The following is a 24,264-nucleotide window of genomic DNA, read 5'->3' as shown; positions in this document are numbered from 1 at the left end:
GGCCGCCAGGCAGGTGACAGCATCCACCGGAACGTTAGACTTTCGCGCATTGCGCCGGACCTGCGCCCGGCACCTTCGTCTTCCAAGGACACGGACCATGCTGCCCTCCGCCTTTCCCTCAAATACGCCACTTCGCCTGGCCCTGCGCCCGCTTGGCGCAACGCTGGCCTCGATGCTGCTGATCGGCCTGTCGGCCTGCGGGGGCTCCGAATTCGAGGACATCGGCAAGGGCGTTCAGTGCGGCCTGAGCAACTGCAAATCCTCGACCGAGGCTGCCGCCCAGGACCTGCGCCTGGGCGGCAGCCTGCGGCGCGAAGACGGCCGCGTGTCGGCCGACCTGGGCTTCAGCTACCGGGCGAACCTGCTCACCGTGGTCCGGCTCGATGCGCCGGATGCCTTGTGGCTGATGCCCGGCAACGTGCGGCTGTCGCCCACCACCGAGCTGGGCGACACGCTGGCGGCCCAGGTCCTGAGCAGCCAGGACGCCTGGACCATCCGGCTGCAGCACAAGGGGCAGACCCATGACAGCACGGTGGCACTGCCGTCGGCGGTGCAGATCCGGGCCGCGGCGCCCGGCTCGCTGCAGCGCTCGCAGGGCCAGTTCAGCGCCTCGCTGTCCGGCCCGGCCGGCCTGCAGCCCCAGCTGAGCCTGGCGGACGGCGAATGCCAGCTCGCCGACGGCCGCACCGTGCGCTGGACGGGCTACCGGGGCGGCCCGCAGGCCCGTCTGCAGGGGAGCAACGCCGACCAGGCCCAGTACAGCGTCGGTCTGGAGGACCTGCAGGCCAGCCTGGACCAGGCGGCCGCCGGGGCGTCGGGCGGTGCCAACACGGCGGTCACGGTGAAGCAGTGCCGGCTGGGCCTGGTGTGGGAGTACAGCGTCAAGGGCGTGGTGGCGAGCGGGCTTTCCACCTACAGCCTGGTCACCGGCATCAGCCAGGCCCGCCAGGTGCTCAGCTACAGCAACGACCGCTGATCAGGCGCTGGCACCTGTGCTGCGCAGCCGGCGGTGTGCGGCGCGCGCATGGGGCACCCAGTCCTGGCGTGCCCAGCGGCGCCACATCAGCAGGCCGCGCACCCATTCGTCGGCGGCATAGGCGATCCACACGCCCACCAGGCCCAGGCCCAGCTGCTGGCCCAGCAGCCAACTGCCGCCGGCCAGCACCAGCACCATGGAACCGCTGCCCACCATCACCGGATAGCGGGCGTCGCCGGCCGCGCGCAGGGCGTTGATCACCACCAGGTTGAAGGTGCGGCCGGGCTCCAGCAGCACCGTCAGCCACAGCAGGGTGCTGCCCAGGCCGATGATGGCCGGGTCCTTGGTGAACAGACCCAGCAGCCAGGGGCCGACCAGGGCGAAGCTGCCCGCCACCACCACCGAGACCATCAGGCCGCGCGCCATGGCCCGCCGCACCAGGCGGTGGGCCGCATGCAGCTGGCCGGCGCCGATCAGGTGGCCCACCACGATCTCCGCCGCGAAGCCGGTGGCCAGGCCGAAGAGCAGGATGAAGTACATCAGCTGCGAGACGTAGGCATGCGTGGCCAGGGCTTGCGCGCCCATGTGCCCCACCACGGCCACGCTGACCATGAAGGCCAGGCGGTAGGCGATGTTCTCGCCAGCCCCCGGCAAGCCGATGTGCAGGATGGCGCCCAGCTCCCGCCGGGGCAGCCGCCACCAGTCCGCGGGCTGAAGGCGAAGGCCCAGCCGCGCACGCCACAGCCACAGATGCAGACCCAGGCCCAGCAGGCGGCTGGCGATCAGGGCCAGGGCGAATCCGATGAGGCCCATCTGCTGCATCAGCGGCACGGCCAGGGCCAGCTGCAAGGCCTGCATGGCCACCAGCACGGCCAGGGTGTCGCGGGCCCGCAGGTGGGCGCGCATGACGCTGGCCATGGCGGCGTTCCAGGCGTCCAGCAGCATGGCCGGGCCCAGCAGCACCAGGAAAGGCGTAGCCAGGGGCAGGACCTCGGCGGGCGCCCCCAGCAGACTCAGCAGGGGCCGGGCCGCCAGCATGGCGCCCAGGCCCGTCAGCAAGCCGATCCAGCTGCTCGCGCCCACCGCGGCGCGGGCGGTGGCGTCGGCGATGTCGCGGCGGCCGCTGCCCAGGGCCTGGGTCAGCACCACGCTGATGCCGGCCCCGATGATGCGAAAGAGGATGAACAGCGTGCCCGAGACATGGTTGGCCAGGGCGAAGCCCGCGCCTGCGCCGTCAGAGACGCGGGCCGCCAGCAGGGTGCCCAGCAGGCCCACGGCGATCCCCAGGCCCATTTCCAGCAACAAGGGCCAGGCCAGGGCGAACAAGCGTGGCGCGCCCGGTTCTCCCTCGCTTTGGGGTGTCGATGAACTTTTCACTTGGAATCAAAAAAGCGGAACAGCAGCGGTCGGCCAATTGCCTCGATGCAATCAAGGTTGGCGCGAATATTGCATTTTTAAATCGGCATTTGTTACATGAGAGCGTCAAGCTCCATGTTTTTCCGCAAGCTGGCTGTCGCAGCGACCCTGTGACCTGTTCCGCTGCCCTCGCCACCCCGGTGGTGAGCCAATCCTCGAACACGCTGGCCCTGGCCACCGCCATGGCCGGTTCCGGCAACAGCAACAGCCACGCCGTCGTCAGCACGGATGCGCCGGCCGGGTCGGCAGGCTCCTTCACCGGCGGCGCCAGCAGCGGTGGCATTGACAAGGGCATGGTGCTGGCCACCGGCAGCACCACCTGCGTGGCCGGCCCGGACGACAAGAGCAACTGATCGCACCCAGAGAACCCCGCCCCAGCGGGGTTTCATGTCCAGGCGCCGCCAGGTATGTCGCAGCCAGGGCCGGCCGCTGAGCCTGCTTCAGTCGCCGCCGCCGCAGGAACTGCCGCAGCTGCTGCCGCCATCGCTGCTGGCACTGCCGAGGTCGGCCCCGCAGGAACTGCCGCAGCTGCTGCCGGAGCCGCCCGATTCGCCACGTGCCCGGGCATCGGCCTGCCGGTCCAGGCGCTGCAACTGGTGCTGCCAGGCGAGTTGCTCGGTGGCCGTCAGCAGGCCCAGGCCCAGCAGGCTGGCGCCATGCACGGCGTGGAGCTGGGAACGGCCGCGCGGGTCGCCGTCAATGTCCAGCACCTGGTGGCTGAGGCAGCGCAGGCGCTTGTGCCAGGTGTAGTGCCAGCCGGCCGGCATGCGCAGGCGACGATCGAGCTCGAAGACCAGGGGCAGTTGGCCGTCCAGCGGGCTGAGCTGCTCAGTGCGGCAGCAGGCGGCATAGCAGCGGCTCAAGGCATGGTCCAGCGGCCCCGGCAGCTGGGCCTCCTTCAGATGGGGCACCTCGTGGCCCAGCCGCTCGCGCTGGAAGGCGGCCAGACCGGCGGCATCCCAGCGCAGCCAGGCATGCCAGACCGCATCCGCCGCCCGGCTGGGCAGGGCGCAGGGGCCGTCGCAGCGCGCGGCGGCCAGGAAGAACTGCATCAAGCCGGTGGAGGCCAGCAGCCAGTCCGCCTCGCGGCTGGGCAGGCCGGGGAATTCCTCGGCGGCATGGTCCAGCCAGGCCGCATGCAGGCCCGCGGGCAGGCGCTGCTGCAGGGCCAGGGCCTGGGGGCAACGGCGCTGCAGCTGCTGGCGCACTCGGGCCGCTCCGCGGCGCTCGTGCCAGGCAGTCCAGCGCTTGAGGAGGGTGGAGGGTGCGGCAGGGACCGTCATAGAAGGGGCTGACCGTTTGACTGCGCGCATCATGACGCGCCGGGCCCACAGTCCGCCCGGTGTTTTCCCTGGGAAGTCCCGGGCGGGCGGCCATGGCTTCCGGCCCGGTGCAGGGCGGCTTCCACAATGGCCGCACCTCAAGGACACGCCGAGACCCACCATGCGACTGCTCAAGCCCTCCTGCCGTCCCACCCGTCTGGCCCTCGTGACCGGCCTGCTGCTGAGCCCGCTGCTGGCCCAGGCCGCCGAAGGCATGTGGACCCTGGACAACCCGCCCACCGCCCTCATGCGCCAGCAGCTGGGCTTTGCGCCCGACGCGGCCTGGCTGGGCAAGGCCATGCGCGGCTCGGCCCGCCTGGCTGGCGGCTGCTCGGGCAGCTTCGTATCCCCGCAAGGGCTTGTGCTGACCAACCACCACTGCGTGGCCGAATGTGTGGAGCAGCTCTCCAGCGCGGACAAGGACTTCATGAAGAACGGCTTCCTGGCCCGGACCCGGGACGAGGAGAAGGCCTGTCCCGCCATGGAGGTCAATCGCCTGGAAGCCATCACCGACGTCACCGACCAGGTCAAGGCCGCCACGCGCGGCCGTGAGGGCGAGGACTTCACCAAGGCCTTCAACGCGGTCCGTGCCCAGCTGACCGCTGCCTGCGTGGGCGCCGACAGCAAGACGCAGCGCTGCGATCTGGTCGATCTCTACCACGGCGGCCAGTACAAGCTCTACCGCTACCACCGCTTCCAGGACGTGCGCCTGGCCTTCGCGCCGGAGCAGGCCATCGCCTTCTTCGGTGGCGACCCCGACAACTTCAACTTCCCGCGCTATGACCTGGACATGGGCCTGCTGCGCGTCTACGAGAACGGCCAGCCCGCCGCGGTAAAGGACTTCTTCCCGGTCAACACCCAGGGCCCGGCCGCGGGCGAGGCGGTGTTCGTGACCGGTCATCCCGGATCCACCCAGCGCACGCTGACTGTCGCGCAGCTGGAGCAGCTGCGTGCCCGGCGCCTGCCCGAGACCCTGGTGGACATGTCCGAGTACCGCGGTCGCCTGGCCCAGTACCGCACCCAGGGCGAGGAGCAGGCCCGCATGGCCAATGCCGAGCTGTTCTACGTGGAGAACGGCATCAAGGTGCTGAAGGGCCAGCTGGATGCCCTCAACGAAGCCTCCCTGCTGGCTGCCAAGCGGGCGGACGAGGCGCGGCTGCGCGCCTTCGTGGCCCGGCAGCCCGCCTTGAAGTCCTCCGTGGGCGCCTGGGACGCCATCGCCCAGGCCCTGCAGAACTACCGCAGCTACCGCACACTGAACAACCAGCTGGAAGGCGGCCGCGCCTTCAACAGCCAGCTCTTCGGCATCGCCCGCACCCTGGTGCGCGGTGCGGCCGAGCGCAGCAAGCCCGACGCCGAGCGCCTGCCCGAGTTCGCCGAGGCCGGCCTGCCCGCCGTCGAGGCCCAGCTCTTCTCCCCGGCCCCGGTCTATCGGGCCTTCGAGAAGTTCAAGCTGAGCTACTCGCTGGAGAAGATGCGCGAGCAGCTGGGCGCCGATGCACCCCTGGTCAAGCAGGTGCTGGGCAAGGACTCGCCCGAGCAAATGGCCGCCCGCCTCGTCGATGGCAGCCAACTGGCCGACATCGCCCAGCGCAAGGCCCTCTGGGAAGGCGGCATGGCCGCGGTGCGCCAGAGCCAGGATCCCTTCATCCGCCTGGCCCTGGCGGTGGACGAGCAGGCGCGCGCCCTGCGCCAGCGCTATGAGCGCGAGGTGGAGTCGGTGATTCAGAAGAACTCGGAGCGGGTCGCCCAGGCGCGCTTCGCGATGACCGGTCCCAAGGTCTATCCCGACGCCACCTTCACCCTGCGCCTGTCTTACGGCAAGGTCGAGGGCTGGAAGGAGGGCGACGCCCAGGTGCCGCCCTTCACCACCCTGGGAGGCACCTACGAGCGCGCCACCGGCGCCGAGCCCTTCGCGCTGCCGGCCTCCTGGCTGGCCGCACAGGACAAGCTGGACCACGCCAAGCCCTTCAACCTCGTCAGCACCAACGACATCATCGGCGGCAACAGCGGCAGTCCCATGCTGAACGCACGGGGCGAGCTGGTGGGCCTGGTGTTCGACGGCAACATCCACTCCATCGGCGGCGCCTACTGGTTCGAGTCCGCGCGCAACCGCACGGTGGCCGTGAATGCCGCGGCCATTGCCGAGGCCATGGACAAGGTCTACGGTGCCCGCGCCCTGCTGAAGGAAATGCAGGGGCACTGAGAGGGGCACTGAGCCGTGATCAAGCCCGGGCGCCAGACTTTCGGGGCGGCGACGGTGCCGTAGCTGGGCTATGCTCGGGCACCACTGCCTGGATCGTCCGCATGACCTCGCGCCGACAAGCTGTCCTGGCCCTCAGCACCTGCCTGCCACCCCTGGCGTTGGCCGTGGAGGCGCCCCTGCGTATCTCCACCCTGCTGGAGCAGGATCCCGCCACCCAGGTGGCCGAACGCGTGCTGCGCGAGGCCTACCTCCAGTTGGGCCGGGACCTCCAGGTGATAGGCATGCCCGGCGAGCGCTCCCTCATCAGCGCCAATACCGGTGAGACGGACGGCGAGCTCTACCGCAAGGCCGGCATCGAGCAGCTCTATCCCAATCTGGTGCGGGTGCCGGTGGCGCTGGTGCAGTACGAGATCGTGGTGTTCTCGCGTCGCTGGAACTTCAAGGTGCAGGGCTGGGAGAGCCTGCGGCCCTACCGCCTGGGCTTCGTCAAGGGCATCAAGATCATCGAGGAGAACACGAAGGGCATGCAGCTGGAGCCGGTGGCCACGCTGCAGCAGGCCTTCGTGAAGATGGAGCTGGACCGCTCGGACCTGGTTCTGTCCAACCGTCTCTCCGGTCTGGCCAACCTGCGTCAGCACGGCATCCAGGGCGTGATACTGCTGCAGCCGCCGCTGGCCACCTTCCCGGTCTTCCACTACCTGCATCGCCGGCATGAAGCCCTGCTGGCGCCCCTCACCCTGGCCTTGCGTGAGTTGGAGCGCAGCGGCTTCATCCGTCGCACCAGCGAGGAGGTGGCGGCGCAGTACCGGGACACGTCAGCCCCCCAAAAGGAGTGAGGCCGCCCGACGACAGACAGTCGTCCGGCGTCCAGACAATGCGCGGGCGGCGGAATGTCCCGCCTGATCTTTGTGGAGGCCCCATGAACAAGACCCTGACCCTGGCCCTGCTCGCCACCGTGCTGGCCACGCCCGCCCTTGCCGCCGTCAAGCCCTGCGAGGAGCTGAAGGCCGAGATCGCCGCCAAGCTGGACGAGAAGGGCGTCAAGAACTACACCCTGGCCGTGGTCGAGAGCGACAAGGTCGGCGAAGCCAAGGTGATCGGCAGCTGCGAGGGCGGCAGCAGGAAAATCACCTACGAGAAGCAGTGATCGCGGCTTGCGCCAGTAGAAAGCCCCGCCGAGGCGGGGCTTTTTTGTGGCTGGCGACATGGGGCGACGGGCCCCGCCGGCCGGATTCAGGGGGCGGACGGGCCCTTGCCCTTGGCCTTGGCCGGGACAGGTAACGCCAGCAGACGCCCCTTGGCATCGAGATGGAACTCGCCCAACTCAATGTCCCCGCCGCCCTCGACCAGGCGGTAGGTCAGGGTCCGGGACTGCAGCTGCGGGCTGCCGAAGCCGGTCTGCACGTCCACCTGCACCGTGGCGCCGCGGCTGAGCGTGGCCATCTGGCTGCCGTAGTAGCGCGCGACGATCTTGTACCGGCCGGGCACCGGGCGCCGCAGGATGAACTCCTCCGGGCCGTAGCCGGCGGTGAAGTCACGCGAGAGATGGCCGCCCTGGCGGGTGTCGCGGTGCATGAAGAAGGCCTCCTCGTTCAGCGGGTCGATCACATGGAGATCGATGTCCGTGCTGTTGAGGTCCCAGCGCATGACCACGCGCAGGCCTACCGGCAGCGACTTGCGCAGGGCCACGGGCAGCGTCGAGAAGCTCGAGCTGGGGCAGCGCTGCTGCAGGTCGTTGAGCTCGGCCAGGCTGATCAGGGCAATCTCGGCGAAGCGGTCTGGCCAGGCCGTGTCCACCACGTGCTGCAGCGAGGCGGCGGCCTCCTCGCAGCGGCCGGCCTGACCCAGGGCTAGGCCGGCGTCGCGCCAGGACTGGGGCTCGTCAGGCGCCAGATCCCGCGCCCGCAGCAGCAGGTCCAGGGCCGGCGCGGACTGCCCCATGCCCTGCAGGCGGTAGGCCACCAGGCGCAGGGCTGAAGCCTCGCGGGGCATCAGCGCCACGATGTTGCTGAGCACCTGCACCGCACGGGGCCTGTCGCCCAAGGCGGCGAAACGTTCGGCCACATCGGCGTGGAAGGCGGGGCTGTCGGCATAGGTCCCGCTGAGGTCGGCCACGAGCCGATCCAGCGCCTCCGCGGTGCGGGCCTGTGCGAGCTCGGCGGCGTAGCGTTCGGTGGTGGCGACGGCGCGCAGGGTGTGGGCAGCGGCGGGTGCCACGGACGGGGCGGGTTCGCGGGGCTGCTCGACGCGGGTGGGGGGCGCGGGATGCGGCAACGCGGGATGCGGCGCTGGCACATCCACCGGCCGTGGGGTCGGGGATTCAGCCTTGGGGGCCGGTGTAGGGGCCGCCATCACATGGACCTCGGGTGGGCGCATGAAATCCGGCGGCGGCGGGGTGCTGAATTGCATCGCAATGCTCGGGGCCGGACGGCCCTTGCGCTCAAACTGCGTCTCCAGGCGCTCGCGCTCCCGGGCCTGTCTTTTCTTCAGGGCTTCGAGCTCGCGCTGGTGGCGGGCTTCCTCCTTCGCTTCCGAGAAGTCGCGCGACCACCAGTCTTCCCGGCTCGACCACTGCTGCGCCAGCGCGTTGCGCTGGACCGTGGTCTGCTCACGCTCGCGCTGGGCCTTGGCTTCGCGCCCACGCAGCACGGCCTCGCGGATGGCCGGGGTCGTCACGGGCGGCATCACACCGTGGTTGATGTAGTCCTGCAGCGTTTCCAGCACCAGCAGGCTGGTCTCCCGGTTGACCAGGCCCAGCTGCTCGCCCAGGCGCGCGAGCTGGCGCCTGTTGCGCAGGGGCTCGGCCTCCAGGGTCTGGATCCACCAGCTGCCGCACCAGAAGGCGGCCAGGGGCTCGGGCGTCCAGCGCTCGGCCTGCACGCTGCGTTCGCGGCGGCCTTGCGCGTCCTGCTGGCTGAGCAGCAGCGCGGGCTGGTCGCGCCACGCTTCGTCCGCCGGCTGGACATGGCAGGCCCGCAGCACGCCATGTCGCGGCGTGCGACTCTCGGCATGCCAGGCGGCCTGATCCCAGCGGCTGGCGATGCGGACCCCGGGGGTCAGCGTGAGCTGGCGGGCCAGCTCGGCCAGACGGGTCTGCTTCAGGTCCAGCCACTGGCCGCCGTCCTGCAGCAGAGGCTGGGCCAGGGCCAGGTCGGCCACCTGTCGCGACACCAGATGCACAGGCAGCCCCGGCGACTTCATGGCCTCGCGATGGGGCCAGCTGTGCCGCAGCTCGCTGAACATCAGCACCTGCTGGGCGCCTGCCGCGGGGGACCAGCTGCCGAGGTCCAGCGCGCCTTCAGGCCGCAGGGCGAGCAGGGTCTCGCGCAGGGCGGTCCAGTCGCCGTTGCGAACCTGGAACTGCTGGCGCTTCATCCCCAGACGCAGCACGGTCAGGGTCACGCTCAGGCTGCGGCCCTGCAGGTAGCGCTCCAGCAGCTGGAGTTCAAGCAGGCGGTCGCCGGGCATGCGCAGCGAAGCGTCCCACACGATCTCCAGCCGGCTCGGCGCCGGCAGGGGCTGCAGGCCGGCGTCGGTCATCGGGACCTCCAGCCAGCGGAACTCGGTGCCGTCGTCCAGGCGGTGCGTGAAGCCGGCGGGCTGTCCGGGCGCCGGGAGGCAGACCGTGCGGGGCGCGTCGCCGCTGCGCAGGGGCAGGGTGGCGGTCCAGGCCGCGGCGGGCGCGGACTTGTCGATGGAGGGTGCCGGCTCGCCCAGCCCCTCCGGCACGAGGACCGGCTTCAGGCTGGCGCTCAGCGTGGCCGTCAGGCGGCTGCCCTGGGGGAGGGCGTCGGCTGACAGGGTGTGCCGCCAGCCGCAGTCGCTGCGCTCGGCCAGACGGGCGAGATCGATGCGCAGGCGGCGCTCGCCGCGGGCCGGGATGGGGAAGACGCGCAGGCGGTAGTCGCTGTCGCTGTCGCGCTCGACCAGGGCCGGGTCCACCTTGAGGGCGGTCTGGGTCTCGAAGGCCACGCGGGCCTGGACGCGCTCCACGGGCACGGCGTCGCGCAGCTCGCCGTTGATGTCCAGCGCATAGCCCCGCAGCCGTTCACCGTCGGCCAGGGGCAGCAGCACCGTCGCTTCCATGGGCCGCGCCGAGGGGTTGCGCAGGACCAGCTCGACGCGCTGCTCGGCAAAGGGACCCTGCAGACGCCAGCCGATCTGGCGCAGCTCCAGTTGCACCTGTGTATCGGCGCGGATCTTCCAGGGCGCGGCCTCGGCCACGGGGGCGGCCAGGCTCAGCCAGGCCAGGTTCAGCGCCAGCAGCGTCGGGCGGTGCCAGGTCTTGCCTGGCCTGTGGGGAAATGTGGGCATGGGTCCTCCTCGACAGTGCAGGCCTCAACGCGAGAGGCCCGTCAGCGGTGCACTGTAAGGGTGGCAGAGTCCGGGCAGTTGCCGCGACGCAACCGCGACAATAGAGGCGCCTCCCGACTTGCCGAGTGACGCCCCATGACCCTGCGCAGACGTGACCTCCTGCTTTCCTTGCTGGCCGCTGGCGGCCTGGGCGCGGCCCGGGCCCAGCGCATCGCCCTGCCCGTGTGGGGCGTGGCGGTGGTCAAGGCCTATCCGCATGACCCGGGCGCCTTCACCCAGGGCCTGGAATGGCATGACGGACACCTGTTCGAGAGCACCGGGCTGGAGGGGCAGAGCTCCATCCGGCGGGTCAGGCTGGAAGACGGCCGCGTGCAGCAGAAGGTGGACGTGCCCGCCGAGCATTTCGGCGAGGGCATGACCATCGTCGGCGACGAGATCCTCAGCCTGACCTGGAAGTCCCAGCTCGGCTTCGTGTGGGACAAGAAGACCTTCAAGAAGAAGCGCGAGTTCCGCTACGCCGGCGAGGGCTGGGGCCTGACGCACAACGGCGAGCACCTCATCATGAGCGACGGCAGCACCCAGCTGCGCTTCCTCGACCCCGCCACGATGAAGGAGGTGCGCCGCGTGTCGGTGAGCGCCCTGGGCCGGCCGCTGGAGCAACTCAACGAGCTGGAGTGGGTGGACGGCCAGGTCTGGGCCAATGTCTGGCAGCAGGACGTGATCGCCCGCATCGACCCGGCCAGCGGCCAGGTGCGCGGCTGGATCGATCTGCGCGGCCTGCTGCCCCCGGCGCAGGCGCGCCAGGCCGATGTGCTCAATGGCATCGCCTACGACGCTGCAGGCAAGCGAATCTTTGTGACCGGCAAGCTCTGGCCCCAGCTCTTCGAGATCCGGCTGGTGCCGAGGGCCTGAGCCCCCGGCTTCTTACGGCCTCAGCCGTTCTTCTTCGCCACCAGGGTCAGGATATCGTAGCTGGCGACCAGCTCGCCGCGCTGGTTCATCACCTGCACGTCCCAGGCCACCACGCCCTGGGGCGGCTGGTCCGGGCGGTTGCCGCGGTCGATGCGGCGCTTGCAGGTGAGGCGGGCCTGGATGGTGTCACCGATGGCCACGGGGTTCACGAAGCGCAGGGTGTCCAGGCCGTAGTTGGCCAGCACAGGGCCCGGCGCGGGCGAGACGAACAGGCCCGCCGCGGCCGACAGCACGAAGTAGCCGTGCGCGATGCGCTGGCCGAACTGCGTGTCCTTGGCAGCGACCTCGTCGAAGTGCATGTAGAAGTAGTCGCCCGAGACGCCGCCGAAGTTGACGATGTCCGCCTCGCTGACGGTGCGGCGATGCGTGAGCAGCGAGTCGCCGACTTGGATCTCCTCGAAGTGCTTGCGGAAGGGGTGGATCACGTCCTCGTGCACCTTGCCGCCGCGCTGGTACTCGCCGGTGATGGCGGTCAGCATGGTGGGCGAGCCCTGCACGGCCACGCGCTGCAGGTAGTGCTTGACGGCACGGATGCCGCCCAGCTCCTCGCCGCCGCCGGCGCGGCCCGGGCCACCGTGCTTGAGCATGGGCAGGGGCGAGCCGTGGCCTGTGGACTCCTTGGCGGCATCGCGGTCCAGCACATGGATGCGGCCATGGAAGGCGCCCGCGTGCATCACGGCCTGTGCGGCCAGGGCCGGCGTCTTGGTGATCACCGAGCCCACGAGGCTGCCGCGGCCCTTGGCGGCCAGATGCAGGGCCTCGTCGAAGTCCTCGTAGGGCATCAGCGTGGACACGGGCCCGAAGGCCTCGACGCTGTGCACCGTCTCGTTGGCCAGGGGGTTGCGGCACAGCAGCAGGGTGGGCGCGAAGAAGGCGCCCTCGGCCACGCCCTCGCCCACCGGCGCGAAGCCGTCACGGGCGCTGAGCAGCACCTCGTTGCCTTCCGAGAGCAGGGCCACGCGCTCGGTGACGTCGCTCTGCTGCTCGCGAGAGGCCAGGGCGCCCATGCGCACACCCTCGACGATGGGGTCGCCCACTTTGATCTTGGCCAGGCGCTCGCGCAGCTTTTCGCCCACGGCATCGACCAGATGGCGCGGCACGATGGCGCGGCGGATGGCCGTGCACTTCTGGCCGGCCTTGGCGCTCATCTCCTTGGCCACTTCCTTGACGAAGAGCTCGAACTCGGGGTCGTCCGGCGTGACGTCCGGGGCGAGGATGGCGCAGTTGAGGCTGTCCGCTTCGGCGTTGAAGGGGATGGAGCGCGCGATCAGATTCTTGTTGACGCGCAGCATGGCGGCGGTGTCGGCCGAGCCGGTGAAGGTGACGACGTCGGTCTCCTCCAGGCGGTCCAGCAGGTCACCCGAGCTGCCGATGATCAGCTGCAGTGAACCCTCAGGCAGCAGGCCGGACTCCTGGATCAGCCGCACGCAGGCCTCGGCCACATAGCTGGTGGCCGTGGCCGGCTTGACGATGCAGGGCATGCCCGCCAGGAAGGTGGGGGCGAACTTCTCCAGCATGCCCCACATGGGGAAGTTGAAGGCGTTGATGTGCACGGCCACGCCGCGCTTGGGCACCAGCACATGGCTGCCCCAGAAGTGGCCTTCCTTGCCCAGCTGCTGGGCCGGGCCTTCATGCACCACATTGCTGGAGGGCAACTCGCGGCGGCCCATGGAGGCGTAGGCGAAGAGGGTGCCGATGCCGCCCTCGATGTCGATCCAGTTGTCCGGGCGCGTGCCGCCGGTGTGCACCGAGATCGCGTAGAGCTGCTCCTTGCGCTCCATCAGGTAGTTGGCCAGGGCCTTGAGCGTGGCGGCGCGCTGCTGGAAGGTGGATTTCAGCAGGGCAGGCAAGGCCTGACCCCGGGCATAGGCCAGGCTCTCGCCGAAGTCCAGGCCCTCGGCATGGGTCTGGGCGATCAGCCGGCCATTGAGCGCGCTGTGCAGGCCGCGCGCGGCCTGGCTGCCGACCCAGCGGCCGGCGATCAGGCTTTGAAGAACAGGGACGTTGGCGCTCATGGCGGCTCCTCCGGATGGCTTGTGAGGGGATGAAAGAAAGGCCCCGCAAGGCGGGGCGCTTCATGGGGCGGCGCTTGCGGGGCGCCGCCGTCAGGGATGGGCGATCAGGGCTGGTACTTCCAGGTGCCGTTCTCGATCTTGACCATCACGCGGGCGCGCTGGTCCAGGCCCAGATGGTCCTTGTCGGACATGTTGAACACGCCATGCGCGCCGGGCAGTTCCTTGACGGCCTCCAGGGCGTCGCGCAGGGCGGCGCGGAAGGCCGGCGTGCCGGGCTGGGCCTTCTTGACTGCAGCGGGGATGGCGGCCTGCAGCAGCTGGCCTGCGTCCCAGGCGTGGCCGCCGAAGGTCGAGACCGTGCCCTTGCCGAAGGCGGCTTCGTACTTGGCCGCGTAGTCCAGGGCGCTCTTCTTGACCGGATGGTCCGCCGGCAGCTGGCTGGCCACCAGCACGGGGCCGGAGGGCAGGAAGGTGCCTTCCACGTCCTTGCCGCCCACGCGCAGGAAGTCGTTGTTGGCCACGCCGTGGGTCTGGTAGAACTTGCCGGCGTAGCCGCGCTCCTTCAGCGTCTTCTGGGGCAGGGCGGCGGGCGTGCCGCTGCCGGCCACCAGCACGGCGTCAGGCCGCGCGGCGAGGATCTTGAGCACCTGGCCGGTCACCGAGGTGTCGGTGCGGTTGTAGCGCTCGCTGGCCACGATGGTCAGGCCCTTGGTCGAGGCGACCTTGTTGAACTCGTTGTACCAGCCCTCGCCGTAGGCATCGGCGAAGCCCACGAAGCCGACGGTCTTCACGCCCTGGCTGGCCATGTGCGAGGCGATGGCCAGGGCCATCATGATGTCGTTCTGCGGCGTCTTGAAGACCCAGCGCTTCTTGGCGTCCACGGGCTCGACGATGCGGGCCGAGGCGGCCATGGAGATCATGGGCGTCTGGCTCTCGGCCACGGCGTCGATCATGGCCAGGCTGTTGGGCGTCACGGTGGAGCCCACGACCACATCGACCTTGTGCTCGGTGATCAGCTTGCGGGTGTTGGCGACTGCCGTGGTGGTGTCCGAAGCGTCGTCCAGCACGATGTAGTTGACCTTCTGCCCGGCGATGGTGGTGGGCAGCAGGCTGAAGGTGTTCTTCTCGGGGATGCCCAGGGAGGCGGCGGGGCCGGTGGCCGAGACGGTCACGCCCACATTGATGTCGGCATGTGCCAAACCCAGGGAACTCATCAGGGCGGCGGTGCCGGCCAGCGCCAGCAGGGTCTTCTTCATCAGCTTCACGGTGTCTCCTTGTGTTGGTCTTGCCAATGTGTGCAGGATGCGGATCCTCGCGCGGTGATCGTCGGTGCGAAAGCCTTCACGAGACTTTCGTGGCACCCACGGCGCCGAGGCCCCCGAAGAAGAGGTCCGCCACCATGGGCGCGACCGAGTCGTAGCTGAGCTCGCCGTCGGGCTTCAGCCAGGTGAAGGTCCAGTTGATCATGCCGAAGAGCAGCATGGTCAGCGGTTTGTGCAGCTTGGCGGCCTGCAGCTCCGGGCGCACCGCGGCCACGGCCTCGGCGAATGCGTTGACCACCTGGCGCTCGACGGCCAGCAGGCGTTCCTGGTCGGAGCCTTCGAGGAACTTGACGTCCTCGGTCAGCACGCGGTGCTCGTTCTGCGCTTCGCCATAGGCCTGCATGAAGCGGGCGATGAGGGTGCGCAGGTGCTGCTCGGGGGGCAGGTCTTGCCCTTTCACCTCGGCCACCAGGGCGGCCAGGCCTTGCACATGGGTCTCGCAGATCTGCACCAGCAGCTCGTGCTTGTCCCGCACGTAGTGGTAGAGCGTGGGCTTGCTCACCGCGCAGGCCTCCGCCACCTGGTTCATGGAGGTGCCGGCATAGCCTTGCGCGGCGAACAGCCGCGCCGCCTGCGCCAGGATCTGGTCGCGGCTGGCATCGAATCCGGGGGCTCTGCCTCTGGCCATGGGGTCGTCTAGCTTTCTGTCGTGGCTGCCGATCTCGTCTTCATCGAGTGGAGCCCGAGGATCCGGCTTCGCCGGGCCTGCGGGCTCGCCCCCTCGAGGGGGCACGCGCAGCGTGTAGGGGGGGAGCCATTCTCAGCGCTCGTCGAAGGAGATCACGACGCGGGGGGTCAGCGCGTGAGCCTGGCAGCTGAGGATGAACCCGGCCGCCACCTCGTGCTTCTCCAGCGCGAAGTTCTTGTCCATGCGCACCTCGCCCTCGATCAGCTTGCAGCGGCAGGTGGAGCACACGCCGCTCTTGCAGGAGAAGGGCACGTCCATGCCGGCGCGGGCGGCGGCGTCCAGGATGCTGGGGTCGCTCTTGCTGACGCTGATCTCGCGCGAGAGGCCGTCGCGGATCACCAGCACCGTGGCCACCTCGGCATCGCCCTCGCGCACCTCGTGCGGCGCGGGCTGGCCGGCAAGCATCTCGGGCGTGCCGAAGCGCTCGATGTGGATGGACTCGGGCTTCACGCCTGCGGCCAGCAGCGCGGCCTCGGCCTCGTCGTTCATCTGGTAGGGGCCGCAGATGAAGGCGTGGTCGATGCTGGCGGGCTCGATGAGGGCGCCCAGAAACTCGGCGATCTTGTCGCGGTTCATGATGCCGGCCATCAGGGGCGAGTCCACCACCTCGTCGCTGAACACGTGGTGCAGGCAGACGCGGGTCAGGTACTGGTTCTTCAGGTCCTCGATCTCCTCCTTGAACATGGTGGAGGCCTGGCGGCGGTTGCCGTAGATGAGGGTGAAGCGGCTGCCCGGCTCCTTCGCCAGCACGGTCTTCATGATGGACAGGATGGGCGTGATGCCCGAGCCGCCGGCGACGCCCAGGTAGTGGCGCTGGCTTTGCGGCTCCACCGGCACGAAGAAGCGGCCCTGCGGCGGGAAGACCTGGATCACGTCTCCGGCCTTGAGCTCGCGGTTGACCCAGTTGGAGAAGCGGCCGCCCATCACCTTGCGCACGCCCACGCGCAGGCAGTCGTCATCGACCCCTGCGCAGATGGAGTAGGAGCGGCGCAGGTCTTCGCCTTCGACATCGGCACGCAGGGTCAGGTATTGCCCTTGCGTGAACTTGAACAGCTCGGCGCACTCGGGCGGCACGTCAAAGCTGACGATCACGGCTTCTTCGGTGTCCGGCCGGACTTCACGGACGCGCAGGGGGTGGAAGCTGAGGCTCATGATTCAGATGGGTTTGAAGTGTTCGAAGGGTTCACGGCAGGACAGGCAGCGATACAGGGCCTTGCACGCAGTGGAACCAAAGGCAGAAAGGCGCTCGGTCTGCTCCGACCCGCAGCGCGGGCACGCCAGCTTCGTCAGCGAAGCCCGGTGCACCAGCCGGATCGGCTGCTCCGCCCCTGGATGCGCAGGCCCCGGCGGTGCGATGCCATAGGCCTTGAGCTTGGCCCGGCCCTCCTCGGTGATCCAGTCGGTGGTCCAGGCGGGCGATCGCTGCATCGTGATCGCGATCTCGCCGAAGCGGGCGAGGGCCTCGCGCACGTTGTCCTGGATGAGCTCGGTGGCGGGGCAGCCTGAGTAGGTGGGCGTGAGCACCACCTCCAGGCCGCCGGCCGTCTCTTTGAGGTCACGCACGATGCCCAGCTCGCACAGGCTCACCGCCGGGACCTCGGGGTCCGGGATCTGGCGAAGGACTTCCCAGGCGGCCGAGAGCCGCCCGCAGGCCTGGTCGCTGGAGGGCGTCGACGTGCTCATGGCTTCACCACACGCCGCCGGGGAAGGCGCGCTGGAGGTACTGCATCTCGCTGAGCATGTGGCCCATATGCTCACTGTGGATGCCCACGCGGCCGCTGGGGATGTAGCGGCTGTCGGCGGGCGCCTGCAGCGTGGCCTCGGCCAGCACTTCGTCCATGGCGGAACGCCAGTCGGCGCGCAGCGTGTCCCAGGTGGGGCCCAGGCCGGTGGCGGCAGCATGGGCGTCGATGTCATCGCTGGCGAAGAGCTCGTTGGTGTAGGGCCACAGCGTCTTCAGGGCCTCTTCCATGCGACGCCGCGATTCCTCGGTGCCGTCGCCCAGGCGCGCGGTCCAGTCGGCCGCGTGCTGCTGGTGGTAGCTGGCTTCCTTGAAGGCCTTGGCGGCGATGGCGGCCACCTCGGCGTCGTTGGAGTCCTGCAGGCGGGCCCACAGCAGGCGCAGCCAGGTGGCGGCGGCCAGGTTGCGCACCGTGGTGAAGGCGAAGTCGCCGCGGGGCAGCTCCATCAGCACCGGGTTGAAGTACTGGCGCTCGTCGCGCAGGAAGGCCAGTTGGTCTTCGTCGTGGCCCTGGCCGTCGAGCTGGCCGGCGCGGGTCAGCAGGCCGCGTGCCTGGCCGATGAGGTCCAACGCCATGTTCGTGAGCGCCAGGTCCTCCTCCAGGATGGGGCCGTGGCCGCACCATTCGCAGAGGCGCTGCGAGAGCACCAGGCAGCTGTCGGCGATGCGCAGCAGGTAGCGCACCTCGGGCTTGTCGCCCACCTTGATCGATTGTTGGCTCATGGTGGGCACGCTCACATGTGATTGACGGAGTCGGGCAGCTCGTAGAAGGTCGGATGGCGATAGACCTTGTCTTCCATGGGATCGAAGTACATGCCCTTCTCGCCCGGGTCCGAGGCCACGATCTGGCTGGACAGCACGACCCAGATGCTCACGCCTTCCTGGCGACGGGTGTAGACCTCGCGGGCCATCTGCAGGGCCAGCTTGGCGTCCGGCGCGTGCAGGCTGCCGCAGTGCTTGTGGTCCAGGCCGGCCTTGCTGCGCACAAAGACTTCCCACAGGGGCCATTCGTTCTTGGGGCTCATGTCAGCATCCTTTCGTATTCGGTGTTCTGACCGCGCGGAGCCCGAGGATCCGGCTTGGCCGGGCCTGCGGGCTCGCCCCCTTCGAGAGGGCGCGCGCAGCGCGTAGGGGGTGGTCTGTCAGGCGGCTTGCGCCTTTGTTGCTTGCTTCTTGGCATAGGCGAGGGCGGCTTCGCGCACCCATTCGCCCTCGTCCCAGGCTTTGACGCGGGTGGCCAGGCGTTCGCGGTTGCAGGGGCCATCGCCGCCCACCACGCGCCAGAACTCGTCCCAGTCGATGGCGCCGAAGTCGTAGTGCTCGCGCTCGGCGTTCCACTTCAGGTCGGGGTCCGGCACGGTCACGCCCAGCACCTCGGCTTGCGGGATCGTGGCATCGACGAACTTCTGGCGCAGGTCGTCATTCGAGATGCGCTTGATGCCCCAGCGCATGGACTGCTCGGAGTTGGGCGAGTCCTTGTCATGCGGTCCGAACATCATGAGGGACGGCCACCACCAGCGGTTGACGGCGTCCTGCACCAGCTCCTTCTGCTCGGGCGTGCCCCTTTGCATCATCACCAGCAGGCTCTCGTAGCCCTGGCGCTGGTGGAAGCTCTCTTCACGGCAGATGCGGATCATGGCCCGTGCATAGGGCGCGTAGGAGCAGCGGCACAGCGGCACCTGGTTCATGATGGCCGCGCCATCGACCAGCCAGCCGATCACGCCGATGTCGGCCCAGTTCAGCGTGGGGTAGTTGAAGATGGAGCTGTACTTGGCCTTGCCCGAGTGCAGGGCCTCCAGCATCTGGTCACGGCTGGTGCCCAGGGTCTCGGCGGCCGAGTAGAGGTAGAGGCCGTGGCCGCCCTCGTCCTGGATCTTGGCCATCAGGATGGCCTTGCGCTTGAGCGTGGGCGCGCGTGTGACCCAGTTGCCCTCGGGCAGCATGCCGACGATCTCGGAGTGCGCGTGCTGGCTGATCTGGCGCACCAGGGTCTTGCGGTAGTGCTCGGGCATCCAGTCCTTGGCCTCGACGAACTCGCCCTCGCCGACGCGGGCCTCGAAGGCCTCCAGCCGCTTGGCATCCTCCGCGCTCTGCACCTTGGCCGCCTGCTCCTGCGGCCCGACGCTCATCGCTTGTGTGTACATGAATGGCTCCTTGTGGGAATCCGGGGGTTACTTGGGGCGGCGGTCGATCACGCGCCGAGCTTTCCCGACCAAGGTCCGCTCGATGCTGTCCGGCGCACCGATGTCGATCTTGGTGGAGACGCCGATCAGCGTCTTGATGCGGTGCTGCAGATGGCGGGCAATGCCGTCCTTCAGCGCCATGTCGGCGCCGGGCTGCATCTCGCAGCGCACCAGCACTTCGTCCAGCGGGCCCTCGCGGCTGACGACGATCTGGTACTGGCCGGAGAGCTGCGGCTCCTGCAGCACCAGCTCCTCGATCTGCGTGGGGAACATGTTGACGCCGCGGATGATCAGCATGTCGTCCGAGCGGCCCACGATCTTGCCCATGCGGCGCATGCTGCGCGAGGTCGGCGGCAAGAGGCGGGTGAGGTCGCGGGTGCGGTAGCGGATCACGGGCAGGGCCTGCTTGGAGAGCGAGGTGAACACCAGCTCGCCCTCGGCGCCGTCGGGCAGCACCTCGCCGGTCTCGGGATCGATGATCTCGGGGTAGAAGTGGTCTTCCCAGATGACCGGGCCATCTTTGGACTCGATGCACTCGTTGGCGACACCGGGTCCCATCACCTCGGAGAGGCCGTAGATGTCCACGGCGTCGATGGCGGCCTTGGCCTCAATCTCGCGGCGCATGGCTTCGGTCCAGGGCTCGGCACCGAAGATGCCCACCTTCAGCGAGCTCTCGCGCGGGTCCAGGCCCTGGCGCACGAACTCCTCGATGATCACCTGCATGTAGCTGGGCGTGACCATGATGGCATCCGGCTTGAAATCCTGGATCAGCTGGACCTGCTTCTCAGTCTGGCCGCCGGACATCGGAATGACGGTGCAGCCCAGGCGTTCGGCGCCGTAGTGCGCGCCCAGTCCGCCGGTGAAGAGGCCGTAGCCGTAGGCGATGTGCACGATGTCCCCGCGGCGCACGCCCGAGGCACGCAGCGAGCGGGCGACGAGGTTCGCCCAGGTGTCGATGTCTGCCTGCGTGTAGCCCACGACGGTGGGCTTGCCGGTGGTGCCGGAGGAGGCATGCAGGCGCACGACCTGCTCGCGCGGCACGGCAAAGAGGCCGAAGGGGTAGTGGTCGCGCAGGTCCTTCTTGGTCATGAAGGGGAACTTCGCGAGATCGGACAGTGCTTTCAGGTCCGAGGGATGCACGCCCTTCTCGTCGAAGGCGGCCTTGTAATGGGGCACGTTCTCGTAGGCGTGCCTGAGCGTCCATTGCAGGCGCTGCAGCTGCAGCGCCTGCAGTTCATCGCGACTGGCGGTCTCGATGGGTTCCAGGTCGCCGGGGGCGGGATGCTTCACGGTCATGGGTTCACTCCTGCGCAGCGCCAGCGTCGGTGGCAGACACCAGGCCGGGAACCACGGGCTTGCCCTTGATGCGGTAGGACTTGCCGCGGAACACGGCCACCAGCTCGTCCCGCTGGTTGCGCACATTCACGTCATAGACACCGGTCCGGCCGGCGAGCGAAACCTCGTGGGCGACGGCGGTCAGCACGTCGCCCTGCCGTGCGGGCGCCACGATGTCGATCGTGATGCCCGAGGCCACCGTCAACTCGTTGTACGCGTTGCAGGCGAAGGCAAAGGCCGAATCGGCCAGGGTGGTGATGAGGCCGCCATGGCAGATGGCGAAGCCGTTGAGCATGTCCTGTCGCACCGGCATGCGGATCGTGGCGCTGCCGGGGCCTACGGCCAGGATGTCCATGCCCAGCCCCTTGGAGGCATGGTCCTCGCGGAACATGGCGTCGCGCACGGCTTCTGCGACGGCTTGCGGGCTCAGGGACGTGGACATGCAGGCGGCTCCTCGGACAACAGGAAGGGGCGGGGCAGCAAGGGGCTGTCTCAGCGGTCCTTGAAGATCGGCGCGCGCTTTTCCAGGAAGGCGGCGGCGCCCTCGAGGTAGTCGTGCGCGAAACCCAGCTGGCTCTGCATCACGGCCTCCAGCTTCAAGGCGTCCTCGAAGTTGAGGCTCAGGGCTTCGTCAAAGGCCTGGCGGGTCTCGACCAGGGCGCGCGTGGGCATGCCGGCCAGTCGCGCGGCCAGGGCCTGGGCGGTGGCGGCCAGCTCCTCGTTGGGCACGACGCGGGCGATCAGGCCCAGGCGGGCGGCCTCGGCGGCGGGCAGCTTGTCGCCCAGCAGGGCCAGTTCCATCGCCTTGGCGCGGCCCACCAGGCGGGTCAGCAGCCAGGTGCCGCCACAGTCGGGCACGAGGCCGATCTTGGAGAAGGCCTGGATGAAGCTGGCGGATTCGGCGGCGATCACCAGGTCGCAGCCCAGCGCCAGGTTGGCACCGGCGCCCGCGGCCACGCCGTTGACGGCGGCGATCACCGGCACGGGCATCGAGCGCACGCGCAGGGCCAGGGGGATGTAGTAGTTGTCCAGCAGGTGGCCGATGTCCTTGGGGCGGGCATCGGCGCCGAATTCGGGCTTGATCAGCGGGTCGGACAGGTCCTGCCCGGCGCAGAAGGCGCGGCCCGTGCCGGTGATCACCACGGCGCGCACGCCGGCGTCCTCGGCGGCCTCGTCCAGGGCGGCGCGGGTCTGGGCCAACAGCTGGGCGGTGAAGGCGTTCAGCGCCGCGGGGCGGTTGAAGCTGAGGGTGCGCACGGCACCTTCCTGGCTGATCAGCAGGGCGGCGTCTGCGGGGGGCGCGGAAGGCTGGGCGGGCGTCTGGGACATGGGTGGCCTCGTGTGGCTATGCGTCAGGTCAAGTTTTCTGCACTCTTGACCGACCGGTCGGTAGATCGTAAGGTGTCGCTTGATCTGGCACAAGCGCTGGTGGATTGACGTAAACCCTAGGTTTGCGCTGCCACCCACCCGCCAACCCGCGCTGTGGCCTGCCAAACGGAGTTCCCATGCCTTGCTACGCCATTGACGGGGTGATCCCCGTGGTCCATCCCAGCGCTCACGTGCACCCGACGGCGGTGCTGATCGGCGACGTCCACGTCGGACCCGGCTGCTATGTCGGCCCCAATGCCAGCCTGCGCGGGGACTTCGGCCGCATCGTGCTGCACGAGGGCGCCAATGTGCAGGACTGCTGCGTGATTCACGGCTTTCCGGGCTCAGAGACCCTGGTGGAGCGCAATGGCCACATCGGCCATGGTGCCGTACTGCACGGCTGCGTGATTCGGCATGACGCGCTGGTCGGCATGAAGGCCGTGGTGATGGACGGGGCGGTGCTTGGCGCCTATAGCATCCTCGCGGCCTGCGCCTTCGTGAAGGCGGGGCAGGCGCTGCCGGAGAAGTCCCTCATCGCCGGCCTGCCTGCCAAGGTGATGCGCCCGCTCGGCGAGGACGAGATCCGCTGGAAGCTCGAAGGTACCCGCACCTACCAGCAGCTGAGCCAGCGCTGCCTGTCCAGCCTGGAGGAGGTGAAGCCCCTGGCTGAGGCGGAAAGCAACCGTCCGGCGCTTCCGGCCAGCTTGCACCAGCCCCTTCATGCCAGCCGCCAGGACTGAAAAAGCGCATCCGGCCCCAAGTTCTACACGGCGACCCCCGCTTTGCACCGACGCCTCCGGGGGGCCGGCGCGCCCGAGGCCTTAGGCTGCGGGAAGTCCGGCGCCTGCCTTGTTTGCGCCGGCCGGGACGGTGTGCATGAAGTCTTTGCTGAAATCCCAACCTGACGCCTGCGGGGAATGTTTGGAGCGCGCCCGCCGGGCGCTCGCCGAGCAGCGCATGCGGGACACCCTGGCCCTGCTGGACGCGGCCAGAGACAGCTGCCAGCTGGACGCCCTGGCGCCTGCCCTTCGCTGCGAGATCGGCCAGATGCAGGCCCGCGCCGGCTGGGCGCTCTATGACTTGCGCCAGGCCTTTGCCGGCGCCAGCCTGGCTCTGAGCCTGCTGGAGGCCGAGGCCCGGCTCGAGCGTGTGGAGATGCTGGACATCGCCAGCCTGTGCCTCAGCGGCGCCGGCCTGATGGACGAGGCCCTGGAGATGGCCCGCGAGGCTGTCGAGCAGGCCACCCGGCCGCCCCAGCTCCACACCGTGCTGCCGCGTGCTTTGGGCGCCCTGGCCCATGTCTATGCCCAGCTGGGTCAGTACGACGAGGCCGAGATGCTGCACATGCAGGCCTTGTCCCGCGCGCGGGAAAGCCAGGAACCCCACGCCATGACTCGGGCCTACACCAATGCCCTGCTGGCAGGAGCGCTGGCCATCGATGAACTGCGCCGCCGCGGCGAGGACCTGCAGGCCGACGCCATGGGCCAGCGTCAGCTGCGCCTGGCCTTCCAGGCGCGCTCGCAGATCGAGGCGCCGGAAATGCACCCGCGACAGCGCGCCTCCCTGCTGATGAACATCGGCATCGGCATGATGCATGGCGGGCGTCTGACCGAGGCGCAGGCCTTGTTCGAGGCGGGGCAGGTCCTGATCCGGCAAGAGGAACTGCCACATGCCTGGGCTTCGCTGCAGCATGCCCAGGGCGAATGTGCGCTCCTGGCGGGCGAGCTGGAGCGTGCGCGGGCCCTGCTAGAACCCCTTCTGCAGCCGGAGGCGCTGCAGGCCTATCCCTTCATGCGTGCCCCCTTGCTACGCAATGCCCTGCGCCTGTACGAGGCCTGTGGCGAGGCGGCGCGCGCCGCGCAGTACACCCAGCGCCTGCGGGAGCTGCAGGAGGACCAGGAGCGCCAGCGCCGGCAGGTGGGTGAGACCCTGCGCGCCCTGCGCCGCCAGACGCCGCAATGGCTTTCGGGTCAGCACGATCTCCTGCGCTAGGCTCCGGGCTTTTCTTCATCGCAAGGAGGGCCCATGGGCCTTCAGGACTTTCTTGCCGGCCCGGACCTGCTCGTCCAGCCCCTGGATGAAGCCGATGCGCCCCGCCTGCAGCGGCTGTTCGAGGCCTGTGCCGACTACTTCCAGCGCTGCGCCCTGCCCCTGGCTGCCGACGAGGCCCTGGTGGACCTGCGCAGCCTGCCCCCGGCGGATTTCGCCTGGGCGGCGCAATGGCACCTGGGCATCGTCCAACCTGGCAGCGACACGCTGCTCGCCTGCCTGCAGGTCTGCAGCGAGGCGCCGGCGGCGGGCGTCTGGCACTTGGGGCTGCTGATGGTCCACCCGGCGCAGCGGGGCCGCGGCCTGGCCCGCCGGCTGGTGGCCGCCCTGGAGGCCTGGGCGGCGCAGTGCGGCGCG

At 69.4% G+C, this 24,264-nt stretch carries 23 protein-coding genes; 9 read left to right on the top strand and 14 right to left on the bottom strand.

The window, feature by feature from the left end; translation table 11 throughout:
• Nucleotides 1–97: 97 nt before the first annotated feature.
• Entirely contained in the window at nucleotides 98–976 is an 879-nt protein-coding gene (locus H5407_RS19240) for a hypothetical protein (protein ID WP_183106113.1), read from the top strand.
• Here H5407_RS19240 and H5407_RS19235 read toward each other — a convergent pair whose 3' ends face one another.
• Nucleotides 977–2,302 (bottom strand): MATE family efflux transporter, encoded by a 1,326-nt coding sequence (locus H5407_RS19235; protein ID WP_255501330.1) that lies wholly within the window; start codon nucleotides 2,300–2,302, stop codon nucleotides 977–979.
• 38 nt (nucleotides 2,303–2,340) lie between these two features.
• Between H5407_RS19235 and H5407_RS19230 the strand changes: the two genes are divergently transcribed.
• Complete coding sequence (locus H5407_RS19230) at nucleotides 2,341–2,745, top strand: hypothetical protein (RefSeq protein WP_183106112.1); 405 nt, start codon at nucleotides 2,341–2,343, stop codon at nucleotides 2,743–2,745.
• 87 nt (nucleotides 2,746–2,832) lie between these two features.
• On the opposite strand, the gene H5407_RS19225 is transcribed toward H5407_RS19230, so the two are convergent.
• On the bottom strand, nucleotides 2,833–3,675 hold the full coding sequence (locus tag H5407_RS19225; protein WP_183106111.1) for a hypothetical protein: 843 nt from the start codon (nucleotides 3,673–3,675) through the stop codon (nucleotides 2,833–2,835).
• Nucleotides 3,676–3,835: 160 nt separating this feature from the next.
• Here H5407_RS19225 and H5407_RS19220 point away from each other — a divergent pair, with 160 nt between their 5' ends.
• From H5407_RS19220 to H5407_RS19210, 3 genes are all read left to right on the top strand, one after another.
• Nucleotides 3,836–5,920: a S46 family peptidase gene (locus H5407_RS19220; protein ID WP_183106110.1), complete on the top strand. Its 2,085-nt coding sequence runs from the start codon at nucleotides 3,836–3,838 to the stop codon at nucleotides 5,918–5,920.
• Nucleotides 5,921–6,021: 101 nt separating this feature from the next.
• A complete protein-coding gene (locus H5407_RS19215) occupies nucleotides 6,022–6,756 on the top strand; it encodes a transporter substrate-binding domain-containing protein (RefSeq protein ID WP_183106109.1) in 735 nt (244 codons plus the stop codon).
• Nucleotides 6,757–6,839: 83 nt separating this feature from the next.
• Complete coding sequence (locus H5407_RS19210; protein WP_183106108.1) at nucleotides 6,840–7,067, top strand: DUF1161 domain-containing protein; 228 nt, start codon at nucleotides 6,840–6,842, stop codon at nucleotides 7,065–7,067.
• 86 nt (nucleotides 7,068–7,153) lie between these two features.
• Here the strand turns inward: H5407_RS19210 and H5407_RS19205 are convergent, their stop codons facing one another.
• A complete protein-coding gene (locus H5407_RS19205; protein ID WP_183106107.1) occupies nucleotides 7,154–10,234 on the bottom strand; it encodes a VIT domain-containing protein in 3,081 nt (1,026 codons plus the stop codon).
• A 135-nt stretch (nucleotides 10,235–10,369) separates the two neighbouring features.
• Between H5407_RS19205 and H5407_RS19200 the strand changes: the two genes are divergently transcribed.
• Nucleotides 10,370–11,146, top strand: a complete 777-nt coding sequence (locus H5407_RS19200) for a glutaminyl-peptide cyclotransferase (protein WP_183106106.1) — start codon at nucleotides 10,370–10,372, stop codon at nucleotides 11,144–11,146.
• Between the two features lie 20 nt (nucleotides 11,147–11,166).
• Here H5407_RS19200 and paaZ read toward each other — a convergent pair whose 3' ends face one another.
• The 11 genes from paaZ to H5407_RS19150 all read right to left on the bottom strand — a co-directional run bounded on the left by paaZ (nucleotide 11,167) and on the right by H5407_RS19150 (nucleotide 21,819).
• On the bottom strand, nucleotides 11,167–13,221 hold the full coding sequence (paaZ, locus tag H5407_RS19195) for a phenylacetic acid degradation bifunctional protein PaaZ (RefSeq protein WP_183106105.1): 2,055 nt from the start codon (nucleotides 13,219–13,221) through the stop codon (nucleotides 11,167–11,169).
• 104 nt (nucleotides 13,222–13,325) lie between these two features.
• Complete coding sequence (locus tag H5407_RS19190; protein WP_183106148.1) at nucleotides 13,326–14,477, bottom strand: ABC transporter substrate-binding protein; 1,152 nt, start codon at nucleotides 14,475–14,477, stop codon at nucleotides 13,326–13,328.
• A gap of 85 nt (nucleotides 14,478–14,562) precedes the next feature.
• Entirely contained in the window at nucleotides 14,563–15,171 is a 609-nt protein-coding gene (locus H5407_RS19185; RefSeq protein WP_183106104.1) for a TetR/AcrR family transcriptional regulator, read from the bottom strand.
• Between the two features lie 132 nt (nucleotides 15,172–15,303).
• The gene (gene paaE / locus H5407_RS19180; RefSeq protein ID WP_183106103.1) at nucleotides 15,304–16,383 is read right to left on the bottom strand and encodes a 1,2-phenylacetyl-CoA epoxidase subunit PaaE; all 1,080 of its coding nucleotides are present in this window, start codon (nucleotides 16,381–16,383) and stop codon (nucleotides 15,304–15,306) included.
• Nucleotides 16,384–16,386: 3 nt separating this feature from the next.
• On the bottom strand, nucleotides 16,387–16,914 hold the full coding sequence (gene paaD, locus H5407_RS19175; protein WP_220800688.1) for a 1,2-phenylacetyl-CoA epoxidase subunit PaaD: 528 nt from the start codon (nucleotides 16,912–16,914) through the stop codon (nucleotides 16,387–16,389).
• A 4-nt stretch (nucleotides 16,915–16,918) separates the two neighbouring features.
• Complete coding sequence (gene paaC / locus H5407_RS24040; protein ID WP_220800687.1) at nucleotides 16,919–17,695, bottom strand: 1,2-phenylacetyl-CoA epoxidase subunit PaaC; 777 nt, start codon at nucleotides 17,693–17,695, stop codon at nucleotides 16,919–16,921.
• Nucleotides 17,696–17,706: 11 nt separating this feature from the next.
• On the bottom strand, nucleotides 17,707–17,997 hold the full coding sequence (gene paaB, locus H5407_RS19170; RefSeq protein ID WP_183106101.1) for a 1,2-phenylacetyl-CoA epoxidase subunit PaaB: 291 nt from the start codon (nucleotides 17,995–17,997) through the stop codon (nucleotides 17,707–17,709).
• A gap of 117 nt (nucleotides 17,998–18,114) precedes the next feature.
• Nucleotides 18,115–19,116, bottom strand: a complete 1,002-nt coding sequence (gene paaA / locus H5407_RS19165) for a 1,2-phenylacetyl-CoA epoxidase subunit PaaA (protein WP_183106100.1) — start codon at nucleotides 19,114–19,116, stop codon at nucleotides 18,115–18,117.
• A gap of 27 nt (nucleotides 19,117–19,143) precedes the next feature.
• A complete protein-coding gene (paaK, locus tag H5407_RS19160) occupies nucleotides 19,144–20,451 on the bottom strand; it encodes a phenylacetate--CoA ligase PaaK (protein WP_183106099.1) in 1,308 nt (435 codons plus the stop codon).
• Nucleotides 20,452–20,455: 4 nt separating this feature from the next.
• Entirely contained in the window at nucleotides 20,456–20,932 is a 477-nt protein-coding gene (paaI, locus tag H5407_RS19155) for a hydroxyphenylacetyl-CoA thioesterase PaaI (RefSeq protein ID WP_183106098.1), read from the bottom strand.
• 50 nt (nucleotides 20,933–20,982) lie between these two features.
• Entirely contained in the window at nucleotides 20,983–21,819 is an 837-nt protein-coding gene (locus H5407_RS19150; protein ID WP_183106097.1) for an enoyl-CoA hydratase-related protein, read from the bottom strand.
• 176 nt (nucleotides 21,820–21,995) lie between these two features.
• Between H5407_RS19150 and H5407_RS19145 the strand changes: the two genes are divergently transcribed.
• From H5407_RS19145 to H5407_RS19135, 3 genes are all read left to right on the top strand, one after another.
• A complete protein-coding gene (locus tag H5407_RS19145; protein WP_183106096.1) occupies nucleotides 21,996–22,598 on the top strand; it encodes a phenylacetic acid degradation protein PaaY in 603 nt (200 codons plus the stop codon).
• 136 nt (nucleotides 22,599–22,734) lie between these two features.
• Nucleotides 22,735–23,850, top strand: coding sequence for a hypothetical protein (locus H5407_RS19140; protein WP_183106095.1), 1,116 nt, complete (start codon nucleotides 22,735–22,737; stop codon nucleotides 23,848–23,850).
• Between the two features lie 33 nt (nucleotides 23,851–23,883).
• Nucleotides 23,884–24,264: GNAT family N-acetyltransferase (locus H5407_RS19135; protein WP_183106094.1), on the top strand; the 381-nt coding region annotated here is incomplete at its 3' end.

It is taken from the genome of Mitsuaria sp. WAJ17 (assembly GCF_014174515.1).
GTDB lineage: Bacteria > Pseudomonadota > Gammaproteobacteria > Burkholderiales > Burkholderiaceae_C > Roseateles_B.
Note: the sequence above shows the minus strand (reverse complement) of the source record. Positions and strands in the feature narration are given on the sequence as shown.

What these genes read in the sequence shown, in the direction of transcription:
- H5407_RS19240 (WP_183106113.1), top strand. Translation starts at nt 98, where the DNA reads ATGCTGCCCTCCGCCTTTCCCTCAAATACGCCACTTCGCCTGGCCCTG.
- H5407_RS19230 (WP_183106112.1), top strand. Translation starts at nt 2,341, where the DNA reads ATGAACTTTTCACTTGGAATCAAAAAAGCGGAACAGCAGCGGTCGGCC.
- H5407_RS19225 (WP_183106111.1), bottom strand. Translation starts at nt 3,675, where the DNA reads ATGACGGTCCCTGCCGCACCCTCCACCCTCCTCAAGCGCTGGACTGCC.
- H5407_RS19220 (WP_183106110.1), top strand. Translation starts at nt 3,836, where the DNA reads ATGCGACTGCTCAAGCCCTCCTGCCGTCCCACCCGTCTGGCCCTCGTG.
- H5407_RS19215 (WP_183106109.1), top strand. Translation starts at nt 6,022, where the DNA reads ATGACCTCGCGCCGACAAGCTGTCCTGGCCCTCAGCACCTGCCTGCCA.
- H5407_RS19210 (WP_183106108.1), top strand. Translation starts at nt 6,840, where the DNA reads ATGAACAAGACCCTGACCCTGGCCCTGCTCGCCACCGTGCTGGCCACG.
- H5407_RS19205 (WP_183106107.1), bottom strand. Translation starts at nt 10,234, where the DNA reads ATGCCCACATTTCCCCACAGGCCAGGCAAGACCTGGCACCGCCCGACG.
- H5407_RS19200 (WP_183106106.1), top strand. Translation starts at nt 10,370, where the DNA reads ATGACCCTGCGCAGACGTGACCTCCTGCTTTCCTTGCTGGCCGCTGGC.
- paaZ (WP_183106105.1), bottom strand. Translation starts at nt 13,221, where the DNA reads ATGAGCGCCAACGTCCCTGTTCTTCAAAGCCTGATCGCCGGCCGCTGG.
- H5407_RS19190 (WP_183106148.1), bottom strand. Translation starts at nt 14,477, where the DNA reads ATGAAGAAGACCCTGCTGGCGCTGGCCGGCACCGCCGCCCTGATGAGT.
- H5407_RS19185 (WP_183106104.1), bottom strand. Translation starts at nt 15,171, where the DNA reads ATGGCCAGAGGCAGAGCCCCCGGATTCGATGCCAGCCGCGACCAGATC.
- paaE (WP_183106103.1), bottom strand. Translation starts at nt 16,383, where the DNA reads ATGAGCCTCAGCTTCCACCCCCTGCGCGTCCGTGAAGTCCGGCCGGAC.
- paaD (WP_220800688.1), bottom strand. Translation starts at nt 16,914, where the DNA reads ATGAGCACGTCGACGCCCTCCAGCGACCAGGCCTGCGGGCGGCTCTCG.
- paaC (WP_220800687.1), bottom strand. Translation starts at nt 17,695, where the DNA reads ATGAGCCAACAATCGATCAAGGTGGGCGACAAGCCCGAGGTGCGCTAC.
- paaB (WP_183106101.1), bottom strand. Translation starts at nt 17,997, where the DNA reads ATGAGCCCCAAGAACGAATGGCCCCTGTGGGAAGTCTTTGTGCGCAGC.
- paaA (WP_183106100.1), bottom strand. Translation starts at nt 19,116, where the DNA reads ATGTACACACAAGCGATGAGCGTCGGGCCGCAGGAGCAGGCGGCCAAG.
- paaK (WP_183106099.1), bottom strand. Translation starts at nt 20,451, where the DNA reads ATGACCGTGAAGCATCCCGCCCCCGGCGACCTGGAACCCATCGAGACC.
- paaI (WP_183106098.1), bottom strand. Translation starts at nt 20,932, where the DNA reads ATGTCCACGTCCCTGAGCCCGCAAGCCGTCGCAGAAGCCGTGCGCGAC.
- H5407_RS19150 (WP_183106097.1), bottom strand. Translation starts at nt 21,819, where the DNA reads ATGTCCCAGACGCCCGCCCAGCCTTCCGCGCCCCCCGCAGACGCCGCC.
- H5407_RS19145 (WP_183106096.1), top strand. Translation starts at nt 21,996, where the DNA reads ATGCCTTGCTACGCCATTGACGGGGTGATCCCCGTGGTCCATCCCAGC.
- H5407_RS19140 (WP_183106095.1), top strand. Translation starts at nt 22,735, where the DNA reads ATGAAGTCTTTGCTGAAATCCCAACCTGACGCCTGCGGGGAATGTTTG.